General features: G+C 60.6%; 11 protein-coding genes. 2 read left to right on the top strand and 9 right to left on the bottom strand.

The features are described from left to right. Positions 1 to 131 precede the first annotated feature (131 nt). From ACFOTD_RS28705 to ACFOTD_RS28695, 3 genes are all read right to left on the bottom strand, one after another. A complete protein-coding gene (locus tag ACFOTD_RS28705; RefSeq protein WP_378123390.1) occupies positions 132 to 965 on the bottom strand; it encodes a carbohydrate ABC transporter permease in 834 nt (277 codons plus the stop codon). Then, positions 962 to 1,855 carry a carbohydrate ABC transporter permease gene (locus ACFOTD_RS28700; protein ID WP_378123389.1) on the bottom strand — a complete coding sequence of 298 codons (894 nt, stop codon included), beginning with the start codon at positions 1,853 to 1,855 and terminating at the stop codon, positions 962 to 964. Before ACFOTD_RS28700 ends, ACFOTD_RS28705 begins: the two co-directional genes overlap by 4 nt. A gap of 227 nt (positions 1,856 to 2,082) precedes the next feature. Next, complete coding sequence (locus tag ACFOTD_RS28695) at positions 2,083 to 3,429, bottom strand: ABC transporter substrate-binding protein (protein WP_378123388.1); 1,347 nt, start codon at positions 3,427 to 3,429, stop codon at positions 2,083 to 2,085. A 467-nt stretch (positions 3,430 to 3,896) separates the two neighbouring features. Here ACFOTD_RS28695 and ACFOTD_RS28690 point away from each other — a divergent pair, with 467 nt between their 5' ends. After that, entirely contained in the window at positions 3,897 to 4,058 is a 162-nt protein-coding gene (locus ACFOTD_RS28690) for a pentapeptide repeat-containing protein (RefSeq protein WP_378123387.1), read from the top strand. A gap of 107 nt (positions 4,059 to 4,165) precedes the next feature. Here the strand turns inward: ACFOTD_RS28690 and ACFOTD_RS28685 are convergent, their stop codons facing one another. From ACFOTD_RS28685 to ACFOTD_RS28675, 3 genes are all read right to left on the bottom strand, one after another. Further along, positions 4,166 to 5,239 carry a LacI family DNA-binding transcriptional regulator gene (locus tag ACFOTD_RS28685; RefSeq protein ID WP_378123386.1) on the bottom strand — a complete coding sequence of 358 codons (1,074 nt, stop codon included), beginning with the start codon at positions 5,237 to 5,239 and terminating at the stop codon, positions 4,166 to 4,168. Between the two features lie 582 nt (positions 5,240 to 5,821). Beyond that, positions 5,822 to 6,817, bottom strand: a complete 996-nt coding sequence (locus ACFOTD_RS28680) for a Gfo/Idh/MocA family protein (protein WP_378123385.1) — start codon at positions 6,815 to 6,817, stop codon at positions 5,822 to 5,824. Positions 6,818 to 7,004: 187 nt separating this feature from the next. Further along, positions 7,005 to 8,132, bottom strand: coding sequence for a Gfo/Idh/MocA family protein (locus ACFOTD_RS28675; RefSeq protein WP_378123384.1), 1,128 nt, complete (start codon positions 8,130 to 8,132; stop codon positions 7,005 to 7,007). 151 nt (positions 8,133 to 8,283) lie between these two features. Here ACFOTD_RS28675 and ACFOTD_RS28670 point away from each other — a divergent pair, with 151 nt between their 5' ends. After that, positions 8,284 to 9,183 carry a helix-turn-helix domain-containing protein gene (locus ACFOTD_RS28670; protein ID WP_378123383.1) on the top strand — a complete coding sequence of 300 codons (900 nt, stop codon included), beginning with the start codon at positions 8,284 to 8,286 and terminating at the stop codon, positions 9,181 to 9,183. A 247-nt stretch (positions 9,184 to 9,430) separates the two neighbouring features. On the opposite strand, the gene ACFOTD_RS28665 is transcribed toward ACFOTD_RS28670, so the two are convergent. The 3 genes from ACFOTD_RS28665 to ACFOTD_RS28655 all read right to left on the bottom strand — a co-directional run bounded on the left by ACFOTD_RS28665 (position 9,431) and on the right by ACFOTD_RS28655 (position 14,824). Then, positions 9,431 to 11,560: an alpha/beta hydrolase family protein gene (locus tag ACFOTD_RS28665; protein WP_378123382.1), complete on the bottom strand. Its 2,130-nt coding sequence runs from the start codon at positions 11,558 to 11,560 to the stop codon at positions 9,431 to 9,433. Positions 11,561 to 12,167: 607 nt separating this feature from the next. After that, positions 12,168 to 13,436, bottom strand: coding sequence for an acyl-CoA dehydrogenase family protein (locus tag ACFOTD_RS28660; protein ID WP_378123381.1), 1,269 nt, complete (start codon positions 13,434 to 13,436; stop codon positions 12,168 to 12,170). 17 nt (positions 13,437 to 13,453) lie between these two features. Beyond that, a complete protein-coding gene (locus ACFOTD_RS28655; RefSeq protein ID WP_378123380.1) occupies positions 13,454 to 14,824 on the bottom strand; it encodes an LLM class flavin-dependent oxidoreductase in 1,371 nt (456 codons plus the stop codon). Between the last annotated feature and the right edge of the window lie 16 nt (positions 14,825 to 14,840).

Raw genomic sequence — 14,840 nt, 5'->3', positions numbered from 1 at the left:
CGGCCGGCCGAGCCCCGCTTCACCGCTATGTGCTTTCCCTCGAAAGCACTTCGGCCGGCCGGGCCCCGCTTCACCGCTATGTGCTTTCCCTCGAAAGCACCTCGAGCCGCGAGCTCCCTTTTCCGCTCACCCTAGCCCTTTACCGCCCCGTTCGTCACGCCGGAGAAGATATAGCGCTGCAGGAACAGGTACAGCACGACGGTCGGGATCATGATCAGCAGGATGATGGCGCAGATGAAGCCCCATTCCGCCTGGTTGTTGCTTGCGAAACGCATGATCGAGGTGGACACGACGGCGAGCGACGATTTGGGCATATAAAGAAAAGGAATGTACAGCTCGTTGTAAATGTTGATCGTCTTCAAAATGACGAGCGTCGCCGTGGCGGGGCCTAGCAGCGGGAAGATGATCGAGCGGTAGATGCGGAACAGGCTTGCGCCGTCCATCATCGCGCTTTCGTCGAGCTCGTACGGAATGTTGCGGATGAATTGCAGGTAGATGTAGATCTGGATGACGTCGGCCCCGATGAACAGGATGACCGGCGCATACAGCGAGTTGTACAGCCCCATCCACTTGATGACCGAGAATACGACGACCTGCGTCGTAATCGTCGGCACGATCGTCGCGAACAGGAATGCGCCGAGTACCAGCTTCTTGCCCTTGAATTCCAGACGTCCGAGGCAATAAGCCATCATCGTGCCGAGCACGACGTTGCCGATGAGCGACAGCGCGATGATGTAGGCGGTATTGCCGAAGGAGTGCCACAAATGCGTGCGTTCGACGACGATGCGGAAGTTCTCGAAGTTCAGGAAGCTGTGCGGCAGCGCGAACGGATCGTTGCCTTCGTCGCTTTTTTTGAAGGCATTGACGACGACGACATAAGGCGGAAACAGGACGATAAAGGAGGCGAGCAGCAGCACGGCATATTTGAGCCACCGCACCGGGTCGCGCCTTGCGGACTTGTTCATGCGTCCCTGCCCCCTCTCCCGATGACCAGGTTCTGCAGGGCCAGCACGACGACGACGATCAGCAGCAGCACGACGCTCATCGCGGAGGCGAGGCCGAAGTTGTTGAACTGGAAAGCCGTATTGATCGTTTTGAAAAGGAAGGTCTCGCTCGAGCCCGCAGGACCGCCCTTCGTCAGCACGAACGGCAGATCGAAGACTGCGAGCGCGCCGCTCAGCGTGAGGAACATGTTGAGCTGGATGATCTTCGTCAAGTTCGGCAGCGTCAGCCGCGTCAGCTTCTGCCAGCGGCCGGCTCCGTCGATTTCCGCCGCCTCGTACATGTCCGCCGGAATCGACTGGAGCGCGCCGAGGTAGATGACCATGTTGTAGCCGAGGAATCGCCACATGCTGATCGAAGCGAGCGAGAAGTTGACGAGCGACGTATTGCCGAGCCAGCTCGTTTTGGACAAGCTCTCAAGGCCGATCGCGCCGAGCAGGATGTTAAGCGATCCGTTCGTCGTGTCGAACACATATTGGAACATAAAGGCGACGGCGACGGCATTCATGATGAACGGCAGGAACATCAGAACGCGGAAACCGTTTCTGCCGCGGAGTTTCGAATTCAGGATGACGGCGAACACGATCGCGATCGCGTTCTGCGCGATGCCGACGACGGCGTAAGGAATCTGGTTCAGGAAGACGCCGAACAAGTCGCGGTTCGTGAATACCTCGACGAAGTTGGCGAAGCCGATCCACGTCGGATTGGCCTCGAGTCCGTCCCAATCGGTGAAGCTCATCCAGACGAGCTTGACGGCCGGATAGAAGGTGAACAGCGCGAGCAGCGCCAGCGGTACGGACATGAAGCAGAGCAGTATGATTCTCTTTTGAGCCTGATAGCTTAAACCGTTCATTTCTCCCACCCCGGATTCTATCTGTGCATCGATCGCGGCCGCGCGCGGCCGGTAGCGTCGTTATGCGGAAAATCCGTGTAACTCGCCCACCACACGCCGCTCGGAGCGGAATTACACGGAAAATTCGTGTAATTCGTCCGGCGCGCGGCTCTATCTTCGAAAAAACCTCGTTGTCCGGCGGTGCGCGGCACGCGGCTCGATGCGCGTTCAGCTGACTTGGCCGACGCTTACTTGGCCAATGCCTTCTTGGCCGCAGCCCACTTTTTGTTGTACTCGTCCAGCACCTTCTGCGGATCCTTCGCGAGCACGAATTCCTGCACCATCGCTTCCTTGACGATCTGCGCCTTGTTGACGACCGCGGTCGATTCTTCAGAATCGGCGGCTGCTTCGATCGTCGTCGCACCGTAGCTCTGGAATTCGGTCAACTGTGCCATGTTCGCCTGTTTGTCCTTCAGCACCGGGATGAAGCCCGCGAAGTCGTCGAAGCCGGAATCCTCGAGCATCCACTTGACGAACGCCTTGGCCGTCTCGAGATGCTTGCTGTCCTTGTTGACGCCGTAAGCCCAGTCGGGCGCGAGCAGCGCGTTCGTCTTGCCGGAGTTGTCGTACGGAAGCGGGAAAAAGCCGACGTTGTCCGAGGTCGTACCGGACGAGATCACCTGCGGGATGACCCAGTTGCCGAGCATGTACATGCCGAACTTGCCGCTTGCGATATCCTTCTTGGACTGCTCCCAGTTCGTCGAGTTGACGTCCGGCTCCAGGTAGCCTTTTTCATACATCGTGCGGATGATCGTGAGACCTTGGCCGTAAGGATTGTCCATGGCATACGGGGCGTCGGCGTTGACGCGGTCGTTGTTCAGGTTTTTGTCGCCGGCGATCGAGATCGGCACCTCGGACGCCCACGGATACAGCGGCCATTGGTCCTTGAAGTTGGAGGCCAGCGGCACGATGCCTTTGGCTTTGAGTTTCTCGGCGGCTGCGTAGAATTCGTCGATCGTCTTCGGAATCGCCGTGATGCCGGCGTCGGCGAACGCTTTTTTGTTGTAAACGATGCCTGTCGTGGTAGCGCCTGCGGAAATGCCGTACAGCTTGCCGCCGGAGGACTTGTAGTCGCTGAAGTAAATCTTGTCGTTTAAGCCCAGATCGTCGAGCGGCGCGAAATACTTGGGCAGATCCGAGTTCGGAATCGTCGGGATCAGCAGGACGTCCGGATATTCGCCGGAGGACAGGCGGACCTTGGTGGTCTTGTCCAGGTCCGTGACCGCTTCGAATTCGATCTTGGCGTTCGGGTACTTCTCGTTGAAGCGCTTGGCGTAGTCCACGTATTCCTTGTCCACCATGTCCGTCCGGTTGGTCAGGAAGGTAATCGTGCCGCTGATATCCGCAGCCGGATCGGCCGACGCAGACGCAGACGCAGATTCAGATGCGGAAGCGCTCGCAGTCGCGCTCGCCGGAGCGGACGAACTGGCGCTCGCGGAAGGCGAAGCGTTGCCGCCGTTGTCGTTCCCCCCGCACGCGGTAGCGATCATGCTCAGCGTCGCGATCGCGGCCGCCAGCGTTATACCTTTTTTCATCGATAAATCCCCCTATGGAAAATGATGATGATACCGCTTTCAGTTCCAGAGTTTAACACACGTATATTTTTTCTTCAACATTTTTATTTAATTTATTTATATTAAATTTATATTTGTATAATTAAAAGGTTTAAATCCTTTGTTAATATGCATCCCTCTCTCTGTAGCTGCCCAGGATGACCGAAACCGCCCCCTCCATAGCGCCTATTTTTTTGCCGCCCCACATCGCCATCGCGGACCGTGAGTCCGCTATATATTCATTCGCATGCCTTTTTCGAGGCCTAGCGGACTGGAGAGCGCTTATTCGCTGGTTGAAATGCAGCTGAAGCGAGAAAACGTGCCGATAAAGGATCCTGTGTCCGCAAGTCGCCGTTTAAAGCGAGTTTGATAGAAAATAAGGGCTTGGGTATCCGTTGAGGAGCCAGATTCGAGAGATATAGAGTGGCTGGGATGCATGTAGGTAGGCTGTGTGCAGGCGGGCTTTGTTCAGGTGGGCTGTGTTCAGGTGGGCTGTGTTCAGGTGGGCTGTGTTCAGGTGGGCTGTGTTCAGGTGGGCTGTGTTCAGGTGGGCTGTGTTCAGGTGGGCTGTGTTCAGGTGGGCTGTGTTCAGGTGGGCTGTGCGTAGGTAGTGCGGTAGTTATTTAGCGTACGGACAAGGTAAGCGGAGACTTAATGGCGGCAACAAAAAGCGCCCTTCGCCGAGGCGAAGGACGCAGGGTCCTGCCTTGCTATTTAATTATGGGCGAGCTTCGGCCGATTCGGGGACGTGCTGGATGTCCTTGACGGAGTCGCGCTTGATCAGCGACGTCGAGAGCAGCACGAGCTCGGGTACGAGCTCGGGATCCTGAATGCGTCGCACGATCAGCTCCGCCGCGCGGGCGCCGATGGCTGACTTGGGAACGCGCACGGTCGTCAGATTAGGCCGCATCAGCTTGGTCAGCGTAAGGTCGTCGAAGCCGACGATCGAGAGATCGTCCGGGCAGCCGACGCCCAGCGTCCCCAGCCGCTTCAGCGTCTCCAACGCGCACAGGTCGTTGGCGCAGAACAGACCGGTGACCGGCGTCTCGCTCCGCACGGCATCACGGATCTGCTCGTCGAGCTCGGGAGCCGTGTACATCCCGTTGCCGCTGACGCCGATGCCGCCGATGACGAGCGTCTCGACGTCCGCTCCGCGCGCAGCGGCGAAGTCCGCGACCGACTCCCGGAATCCCCGGTACCGCTCCCGGAAGCTCCAGGACGTATCCGCGTCTCCCACGAATCCCAGCCTGCGATGACCTGCTTCAAGCAGATGCGCAGTCGCTTCGTAGGCGCCGAGGTAATTGTTGGCCAAAATATGATCGACCTCGGGATCAAGACGGCTGGCGTCTACCAAAATAAAAGGGAACTGTTTTGCCTTGAGCGCCTCGATATAGCTGTCGGGCAGATGGCCCATGGCGATGGCCCCGCTCACCTGATGGTCGTCGATCGAGGACAGCAGCCCGTCCTTGGGCGGCAGCGAGATGTCGATGCTCGACAGCAGCATGCTGAAGTTGTGCCGGAGCAGCTCCTGCTCGATCCCCTGGATCACGTTGCCCCAATACTCCATGTCGTCCAGATAAGCTCTCGGCATCAGCACCGCCATGATCCCCGGCTGCGCGTCCGGGCCGAAGCGCCTGGCGCTGCGGAACCGGTAGCCCATCTCCTCTGCCGTTTTCCAGATCGTCTCTCTGGTGCCCTCGTTGACCGCCGGATCTCCGGCAAGCGCCTTGGATACGAGCGCTTTGGACACGCTTAACCGATCCGCGATCATCTGGAGCGTAATCTTTTTCATTTTGCTTTCCTCCAACCTTCCGCTAGCAAGCTCTTCGTTTCAGCATAATCATTTTTTAAACTTTTTTCAACATTTCGACACGCACGAAGAACCGTCATAAGCGTTCCCCCTGACGATTCTTCTACGTCTTGCGGATATTCGAGCCTTGATGCGTGCCACACGCCTGTCAATGGCTCGTTCGACAGCCGCTCCGACGGGCCCGCAAATCGTCTCCCGCGCCGTTCTTTCGCCAATGTCTGCAAAAATACATCTAATTTCGCCGATCTCATCCCTTTTAAAAAGGATAGATGCAAAAGCGCAGTTATTTTTCGTCATCAGCCCCATTTCCGGCTCGTGCGTTGAATTTACCTGCACATTTGCATCTTTTCCATCGCGTGTCGTTGGTCCATAGAAAATACCTGTATAAATGCAGCTATTTCGCCCCGCCAAACTTCCGATAAGCTCCTGCATGCCGAATGCGCGCTTACCTGCCCACGACCGCCGCCAATTCCGGATACGCTAAAAAGGACGACAAACGAGGATCGTCCTCGTCTATCGTCCTTGCTTATATCGTCCCTGCTTAAAGCCTCCCGCCGCGAACGATCACGCTTCGCTCGGATACTTAAGCCCCCAGGGCTCGCGCACCCGGTCGAGTGTGTCCATGATGCGCACCGTCTCGTCGACCGTCAGCACTTCGCTCTCCTTGCGGCCGGCGCGCAGGCACTCCATCGCCTCGATCGCCTGGTAGAAGTGGCCGGACGGCTCGAGCTCCTGCTTGAAGGCAACCGGTTCTTCCCCGTTGACTTGCAGCGTCGCAGCCTTGGCGAACAGGAAGTTCGGCACGACGATGCATCCCTTCGTGCCGTAAATAACGGCCTCGTTGGACATGGACAGCCGTACCGCGCCATGCAGGGAAGCCGTACGGCCGCCGCCGTACTCGAACAGCAGCGAGAACTGCTCGTCCACGCCCGTCTCGCCGATAATGACGGAGCTCGCGATCTTGGAAGGCTGCTCCCCGCCATATACCATCGAAGCGAACGACACCGGGTAGATGCCGGCATCGAGCAGCGTGCCGCCGCCCTTTTCCTTGTTCAGCAGGCGGCCTTCGGGATGCCAGCCCGCGTCGAAGCCGAACTCGGCCTTCACGATGCGCACGTCGCCGATGGCGCCGCTGTCCAGCCATTCCCGCACCTTGACGATGGCGGGCAGATAACGCGTCCACATCGCTTCCATGAGGAAGAGCCCCTTCTCGCGCGCCAGATCCGCGATCTCCTTGGCCTCGGCCGCGTTAATCGTGAACGGCTTCTCGCAGAGCACGGACTTGCCGCCGCGCAGCAGCGTCAGCGCGTTGTCCTTGTGAATCGGATGCAGCGTGCCGATGTAGACGATCTCGACGTCCGGATCGGCCGCGAGCTCCTCGCAGCTGCCGTAGGCGCGCGGGATGCCGAACTTCTCGGCAAAGGCCTGCGCTTTGTCCAGCGAGCGTCCTGCGACTGCAACGAGCTCGGCGCCCGGCGCGTGCGGCAGCTCCGTGGCGAAGTTGTCCGAGATGCCCCCCGGCCCCATAATGCCCCACTTCACGATGCGTTGTTCCGCCATGATCGAGTCTCCTTTTCCTATCAGATAACTCTACCTTAACCGATTCGGAACAGAAAGCAAAGCGATTCCACGAAAAATTAACACGCGTTCACAAACAAGCAAAAGCAAGGGGGACTTCACTCCCCCTGCTTTCTTAAGCGCATATCCTTTTAATGCCGCTGCTTATAAACGCCGTTAAAAGCGCCGCCTAGCGCAGCGATATCGTCCGCTTCTCCTCATGGGAGCGAACGATCGCCTCCAGTACCCGCTGGTTCTCGTACCCGACCGCAAAATCCGGAAGCCCCGGTCCCGGCGCGCCGGCGAGCATCGCCGCGAAGTCCTGCCATTGATTGAGCCGCTCGCTCTGCGGCGATCGGCGCGTCTCCCGCACCAGCTCTCCCGTCTCCGCGTCCACGCGAATCCACGCAATCTCCTCCGGCCGCTCCGTGCTTGCCATCAGCGTCCCTTCGTCGCCGAAGATCGACACCTCCAGCTGGTTGCCGGAACCGATCGCGTTGCGCGTCGTCTGGAACAAGCCCGCCGCCCCGTTCGTCATCAGCGACTGGAAGGACGCGAAGTCGTCCACCTCCACCGCCGTCATCTCGCCGGTCCGCGGATCGGCCCGCTCCGGGATCAGCGTCTGCAGCCTTGCGGACAGCTCCTCGAAAGCGCCGAACAAATAGTGCGCCAGATCGATCATATGCGCGCCGAGGTCGCCGAGCGTGCCGGTGCCGGTAACATTGCGGTCGAAGCGCCAGACGTACGGCGTCTTATAGACGGCCGCGCCCCAGCCCTGCAGATATTGGATCGAAAAGCTGCGCACCGCGCCGATGCGATTCTCGTCCAGCATCCGCTTGACCAGCCGGAACGCCGGCGTGTAGCGGTAGCTGAAGCCGATCATAGCGGGCACCGGATGCGTCGCGAACAGCGCGTTCAGCTCCTCGGCTTCCTCGAACGTGCGCGTGAACGGCTTTTCGGATAAAAACGGCTTGCCTGCCAGCAGACACAGCCGCATGACCTCTGCGTGCAGCGCGTTGGGCGTCACCGAAACGACGGCATCGACCGCCTCGTCCGCGATCAGCCCGCTATAGTCCGTATGGCGTCTCTCGGACGGAATGCCGAGCCGCTCGCCGACTTCGTCCAACGCGGATCGCTGCACGTCGCAGATCGCCGAGATCGCCATCCCCTCCAGCTTGAGGAGGCCCTCGATATGGGCCATCGCCATGCCGCCCAGCCCCACGACGCCCAGACGCTGCGTCTTAATCGCTCCCGGCGTTACCTTTGCCTGCGCCTCCGCCGTATCGCCCGCCGGCCTGTCGATCGAAAAACCTGCCATCTATCGTCCATCTCCTTTGCTATCTTTGCCTATCGTATGCCTATTGTTCGTCCCTCCCAGTATAGGCCGTGTTAAGATGAAGGAGAATGTCCGATCGAGACCGTATTTGTACAAAAGCGACTTTTGGGATCGCTTGGGAGGAATGTTCCGCATGTTGTCTATCCGCGCAGATTGGGTTCCGAGCATCAGGGTCGCGGGGTTCGTCTCTTACCGGACGCCCTGGCTTCATTTCAAACGGAAATCGGACGAGTACATCCTCTACTTCATCAAGAGCGGAGAGCTGCATCTGGCGGAAGACGGCACGGCCTACAAGCTTAAACGCGGGGAAGCGGTCCTGCTGGAGCCCGGGCTCGAGCACGAAGGGCTGGAGAAGCATGCTTGCGATTATTACTACATCCACTTCAGCCACCCGGATATTCGCAGGCAGGACGATGACGGTGGCGATACGGTCGCGCTAGCCAGGCGCACGATGCTGCAGCAGGAAGCGGACATAGCGGAAGTCGGCGAGGACGCGCGATATTATCTTCCCAAATTCATGTCGTTCGCGGGCAAGCCGTACGTGCACCAGGCGCTCCATGCGCTAGGCGAGCTCCTGCAGCTAAGCGGAAGGAGGCAATACAACCGCCATCTGACCGCGCTCAAGTTCGCCGAGCTGCTCGTCGGTCTCGGGCGCCAGCACCTGATCGAGGCGCTTGCGGATTCCGGCGGACAAGGCGCGAAGGCGCTGGTCAAGGTCAACGCCCTGCTCGAGTATATTCACCGAAACTATGCGCGCCGCATTACAGGCGACGAGATCGAGCGCGACATGGGCGGCAACTTCGATTACTTGAACCGCGTCTTCAGGCAGACGACCGGCGTGCCGATCATCCGCTACATTAACCGCGTCCGCATCGGACATGCCAAAGAACTGATGCAGGCGACGCCGCTCAGCTTTGCCGAGATCGGCTATCTGACCGGGTTGGGCGATCCTTATTATTTCAGCAAAGTGTTCCGCAAGCACGCGGGCATGTCGCCTACCGAGTACTGCAGGACGGTGCGGGAGAACGTGTGAGCGGCGGCGCGTCTTTGGTCGTTGCGTTGTTGCGTCGGCGTGTCGCCCGCGGACCAAGGTTCCGCTATTTGCGCTCCATTCGCTCCCCCGCACCTGTTTCGGACACAGAATCTGCTATTCCCTCCCACAGCGGGTTCCGGCACCGGTTTTGAGCTAACTAACGGATCCGCGGTCCGCAGCCTGGCCGAAACCGCCCAAATTCGCGCAATAGCGGATCTGTGGTCACTCCGGATGCCTCGCAGCTTGATTACACCAGATTCCAGAACAAAGCCGTGTTCGCCACCGCGATCATCGTGAACAGAATGGCGTTCAGGAAGGCGCCCAGCCATACGTTGTTCGTTTTCTCGAACAGCTTGCGGGAATAGACGGCCGCCACCGCGAGGCACGGCGCCAGCGCGAACAGCAAGATGCCGTTGAGCGCCTGGCCGGGATACAGCGCCACGCCCGTAATAAAGTCCTTGCCGTATTGGAAAGCGAGCCACAGCGCCAGCCCGCCCATGTTCAGCACGATCGCCCAGAACCAGCCGCCGCGCTGCCCTCTCGTATTCGCGTTCAGCGCCATCGTACCGACGAAGTAGTAGATCAGGAAGAACGGTATATAACGCAGCGCCGTAACGAAGTGCTCGACCTGGAACGTGCGCACCGCCAGCACCCAAAGGCGGAAGTCGGTGCCGAACGCGGCCTGTACGGCGAACAGGAGCAGATAGCCGCCCAGCGCGGCCAGCACGGCGACGCACAGGCTGGCGACGATCGCCGTCGGGCTCAGGCTGATGCCGTAATGATTGAATCTCGTGCCCGCATCCCGCTTCGCGAAGTAGTGGAACGCGAAGGTGACGAACGTCATGATGGCCGCCGACACGAGCGCCCAGTACACGATCTGGTTCGTGGTCGGCTCGTTGAAGAACGGCCCCAGCGGGAAGAGATGCTCCGCATAATGGAAAATGAGCCACATGGCGAACGCGACGACAGCGAGGATAAGCGAGCCGATGCGCGTCCGCGCCAGCCATGCGCCTGCGCGCGACTTGCCCGGAACGAAGCCTGCGGCGAACGCCAGCAAGCCCAGGCCCGCCAGCACGAGGCTGACGATCTTCAGCACGTTCAGTCCGTCCGCGGATTTATCCATAAGCGTCGGGAACAGGATGGCCGGAATCAGCGTGCTGAACGCGATCGCCAGCCAGTAGACCGTCTTCTGCCTGCCGCCCGCAGGCGCCGAAACGGCAGCGATCGGTCCCGTGACGGCCCCGCGCAGGAACGGCGCGCGGAGCAGCAGCGTGATCAGCGGAACGAACAGCAGGAAAAATCCGGCCAGCGCGACGCCGTTGAACGCTTCCTTCAGCCACCAAATCTGATGGCCCGTTCCGAGCGCCGCATCGGTCTGATTCGGCGAAGTCGCGCCCTTGAACGCATGCGTATAGAAAGAGATGAGATCGGCGGTCGCCGCAGGAGAAATGTGGTTCCACGGATGCGTCTGATTCGGCGTAAAGATGACGCGTTCGCCGGACTGCGACGGACGGACGACCTTGTCCTCGAGCTTCAGATCGCCGGACGCGACTTGATAGAACTTGCCCGAGTCGCCCGCCTGGCCGGCGGGCAGGCCGAGGAACGCTTCGCCGGAAGCCGTCGAAGCGAAGTTTTTGCTCGTGACGGTGCCCTTCACTTTTTTCTCCGAAGCGCTTTTCTCCGCATCCGACTTGTTAAAGAAGAACTCGTCGTACTTGCCGGCGATCACGCCGACCGTCCGGCTGCCGAACGCCGCCTGCATCTGATCCTGCGGCGCGATCGCGGCGGCATACGAGAAGTCCGCGCCCGCCGGAATGCCCGCGTATATCATGCGGTACCCGGTCTTCAGGGCGTTCATCTCGTCCATGTACATCGCGACGAGCGAAGAGAAGCCGCCCATGGAGTGCCCGCTGACCGCAATGTAGGCGTTGCCCTTGTCGTCCTTTTTCGTATAAGGCTGCTCGTAAACGTACTTCGCCGCGTCGAATTGCGAGTAGATCCAGAAGGTGCCGAACATATCCTTGACCGGGATGTCCGCGCTCCAACGCGAGTCGCCGTGGTCGTACATATCGAGCGCCAGCACGATATACCCCCGTCTGGACATCTCGATCGCGGGCGCGTCCTGCATCTCCTTGGAATTCAAGTAGCCGTGCGTCGTGACGATGACCGGACGCGGGTCGTTCGCCCCGGCGCCCTTCGGCATATACAGCAGCGCGTCCAGCGTGCCGTGATCCCCCTTGAAGGAAATCTCCTTGACCTTCACGTTGTAAAAGGAAGTGTTGAACATACCCGCCAAAAAGCTGCCGACAAGGATCAGCGCGAGCGTCAGCGCCAGCATGCCGAGCGGTTTTTTCAGAAACGAAGTCGTTTTGGCCATCGAGATCGAAGTCCCCTCTTCGTCAGATAAAATACGATCCGGTAAATGGTAGCGCTATCAAAACGAGCGATGCCGCGATTTTGACAGCCACCTCCCTCCATGCGAACGATGTGGGCAAGCGATCGGAATCCGTACTTATACCTATCGGGTTGTCTTCGCGATCATGTCAAAGAGAATGCAGGCACGAGAAAAAACGTCAGGGGTAGAGATCGCCTGACGTTCCTTTGAAGTTTGGCGGATATCCGAACTTGGGTCGCGCGCTCGGAATGCCTATCCATGGCTCGTCCGACAGCCGTTCCGACGATCCCGTGTATCGCCGCCAACGTCGTTTTTTCGCCACAATGCCTGCAAATATACATCTTTTTTTGCCGATTTCGTCCTTTAATACAGAATAGATGTCAAAGCGCAGTTAATTTCTTTCATTAGGCGGATTTTCGGCTTGTGCTCTGTATTTACCTGCACATTTGCAGGTATTTGATCGAGTGTGGCGCGTCGGCAGAAAATACCTGTACAAATGCAGTTTTGTTGGCTGCCAAACATCCGACAAGCGCCGGTACACCGATCGCGCATCACAGCACACCGCGGTCCGGCGCCATCGCGTTTTTTTTCAGCGGCTCGTCCCGCGCGCCGCCGCGGCCAGCTCTTCCCTGCCGGCCGTCTCCCGCTGGCGGTCCACCGGATCGTGCAGCGTCAGCGTCCTGGCATTGCGGTAGAAGCGGTCGATCCCACACTCGCGCGTCGCCGCCCGCGCGCCCATGACCTGGAATACCGCGCCGGTCACCTCGAGGGCCGCATCGGTCGCGGCAATCTTGGCCTGCGAGGCCGCAAGCCGAATGCCGCGCCGCAGCTCGGGGCCGCCGTCGTGCGTGCCCAGCAGGCGCGCCGCCCGCAGGACAAGCTCCCGCGCGCCAGCGATGCGCGTCGACATGTCGCCGATCCGCAGCAGCGTATACGGATCCTCCGCGGCGCTGCTTGCGCCCGGCCAAGGGCGCGCCCGTTCGCGGACGTAGGTTAGCGCCTCGCGAAGCGCGCCGGCGGCCATGCCGACGAACTGAGCCGCGAAGTTGATATGGAACTGGGCGGCGAAATAAGCGGCATGCGCGCCGTACGCGCCCGGTCCGCCCATCACGCGGGCGTCCGGCACGAAGACGTCCGCGGCCTCGACCTTGCCGCTGCCCGTGCCGCGCTGGCCGATGCCGTCCCAGTCGTCGATGACCGTGACGCCCGGCCCGGACAGCCCGACGACCGGCATCATGTACCGGTCGTCCTGCGAGCCCGCCGCTTCGGCGGACACCGAGCGCCAGAACGCCCATTTCGCCCCGGGCGAGCCCGTCGCGAAAATTTTGCGGCCGTTCAGCAGGTAGCCGCCTTCCGCGCGGGTCAGCACGCTGGACAGCGCCATGCGGTCCGCGCCGGCCTCGCTGCCGAAGCTCGCGAACAGATGGCCGGACAGCGCCTCCGCAAAGAAAAACCGACGCTGCTCCGCGTCGCCCATGGCATGAACGAGCTGCACGCCCGTGTTGTGCAGAGCGAACACCTGCGAGGTCGACGAGCACCAGGAGGCCAGCTCCATCAGCACGAGCGGGAGCAGCTCCGCGTCGCCGCGGTAGCCCGCGCCCCCGCCGCCTTCGGCAAGCGGCACGCACAGACCGGGCAGTCCCGCGGCCTTCAGGGCGTCGATCGCCTCATGCGGGTACCGCGCCTCCCGGTCGATCCGGATCGCCGCCGGTCCGATCTGCTCGATCCCGAGCCTTCGCACCCGCGCGAGCAGATCGCGCTGCGCGGGCGACCGCTCGAGCAGCTCCTCGTCTTCGGCCAACCGCCCCTCGCCTTCGACTAACCGCCCCTCGTCTTCCACTGCTTCGTTCAGGGTCATCGAGCGATCCCCCGGCATCAGGACAACCGCGACACGTCGCGGAACGCCGCGCCCGGATGGTGCTCAGGCAGCCGGGCCGCGCCGTTGCCGAACAGCCGCTCGCGGAACGTGCCTTCCCCGTATTCCCGCTTGAACAGTCCGCGCTCCTGCAGCACCGGCACGACCAGCTCGATAAAATCCTCGTAGGAGGCCGGCAAAATGTACGGCTCCAGGTTGAAGCCGTCGACGTCCGTTTCCTCGACCCAGTACTGGATCTTGTCCGCCACTTCCTCCGGCGTGCCGACCACGGTCAAGCCGCGGAAGCCCTTCTTCAAGAAGTCGTCGGCTACCTCGCGCACGGTCTTCTTCGTCTTGCTGTGCTTGGTGAAGCGGTCGGTATGCGTCTGGCCCATCTCGGTGTGGATGTTTTCAAAGTACGAATCGGGATCGAGCTTGGTCAGGTCGATGCCCGTGACGCCGGCGTAGCTGGACAGCGTAGCCTCCGCGCTCTGATAGGAGAGATACTCCGCGTGCTTGCGCTCGGCTTCCTCCTTCGTCGGCGCGACGACGACCGACAGCCCCGTGAACACCTTGACGGCGGCCGGATCGCGGCCGTACTCGGCGGCGCGGCGGCGGATATCGGCAACCTGGTCGCGCAGCACTTCGATCGTCGGCGCCTTCAGGAACACGCCTTCGGCGTGCTTCGCCGCGAACGCCCTGCCCCGCTCCGAGCTGCCCGCCTGGAAGATGACCGGCGTGCGCTGCGGAGACGGCTCGGCCGCGTGGTAGCCCGTCATCTTGAAATACTTGCCCTCGTGCACGATCTTGTGCACCTTGTCCGGATCGGTGAAGACGCGGTTCTCGCGGTCGATGCGCACCGCGTCGTCCTCCCAGCTGCCCTCGAACAGCTTGTAGCTCACATCCATGTACTCGTCGGCCATGTCGTAGCGCTCGTCGTGCGGCAGGAACAGGTCCTCGCGGCCGAACAGGTCGGCGGCGGACTTGTTGCTCGTCGTCACGACGTTCCAGCCGATGCGGCCGTCCGTAACATGGTCGAGCGAGGAGAACCGGCGGGCGTTGGCGTACGGCGCTTCGTAGCTCGTGGAGGTCGTCATCGTAAACGCCAGATTTTTCGTGACCATGGCCAGCGCGGGGATGAGCATCATCGGATCGTTGCCTGGCAGGCCGGTCGCCTCGCGGAAGGCGAGTTCGGTGCGCGCCTTCGGATAGCCGTACGTGTCGGCGAAAAACATGAAGTCGAACTTGCCCCGCTCGAGCAGCTGCGCGATGTTTTTCCAATACTCGATCTTGCTGTAGTGGACCCGGTTCTGATCGGGATGCGCCCAGATGCCTTGCGTGAGATGGTTGACGCTGTTGACTTCGAATACGCCAAGATGAATTTGTTTCATATCGGTTCCTGCCTCT

Origin of the sequence: Cohnella sp. GCM10012308 (genome assembly GCF_042649185.1) — a bacterium.
Taxonomy (GTDB): domain Bacteria; phylum Bacillota; class Bacilli; order Paenibacillales; family Paenibacillaceae; genus Cohnella.
The sequence above is the reverse complement of the archived record's forward strand: the minus strand, read 5'-3'. Positions and strand labels throughout refer to the sequence as shown.